The following is a 567-nucleotide window of genomic DNA, read 5'->3' as shown; positions in this document are numbered from 1 at the left end:
TCGCCAAAAACATGACTTTCTGACCTAAAAACGACGACGAGAACAAGTCTCGCCGCCAAAAACACGACTTTCTCACCCCAAAACGGCGACGAGAACAGGGCTCGTCGCCAAAAAATGGAGTTTCCCGGCTCAAAATGACGACGAGAACAGGGCTCGTCGCCAAAAAAGGGAGATTTCCGCACAAAAAAGACGACGAGAACGAGTTTCGTCGCCAAAAAAAGGAGATTTCCGCACAAAAAAGACGACGAGAACGCGGCTCGTCGCCAAAAAATGGAGTTTCCCGGCTCAAAATGGTGACGAGATTAAGTCTCGTCGCCAAAAACATGACTTTCTGACCTAAAAACGACGACGAGAACAAGTCTCGCCGCCAAAAACACGACTTTCTCACCCCAAAACGGCGACGAGAAAAGGTCTCGCCGCCAAAAAATGGGGTTTCTCGGCTCAAAATGACGACGAGAAAGAGTCTCGTCGCCAAAAAATGGGGTTTCTCGGCTCAAAATGGTGACGAGATTAAGTCTCGCCGCCAAAAACACGACTTTCTCACCCCAAAACGGCGACGAGAAAAGG

At 49.4% G+C, this 567-nt stretch carries 1 protein-coding gene; it reads left to right on the top strand.

Annotated elements, in window-relative coordinates:
• Window positions 1-134 precede the first annotated feature (134 nt).
• Window positions 135-335: a hypothetical protein gene (locus tag LIZ98_RS17640; protein WP_227203185.1), complete on the top strand. Its 201-nt coding sequence runs from the start codon at window positions 135-137 to the stop codon at window positions 333-335.
• Window positions 336-567 lie beyond the last annotated feature (232 nt).

The sequence above is a fragment of the Caldibacillus sp. 210928-DFI.2.18 genome, from assembly GCF_020554505.1.
In the GTDB taxonomy this organism is placed as follows: Bacteria; Bacillota; Bacilli; order Bacillales; family Caldibacillaceae; genus Caldifermentibacillus; species Caldifermentibacillus hisashii.
This window is presented reverse-complemented; position numbering and strand designations above follow the sequence as displayed.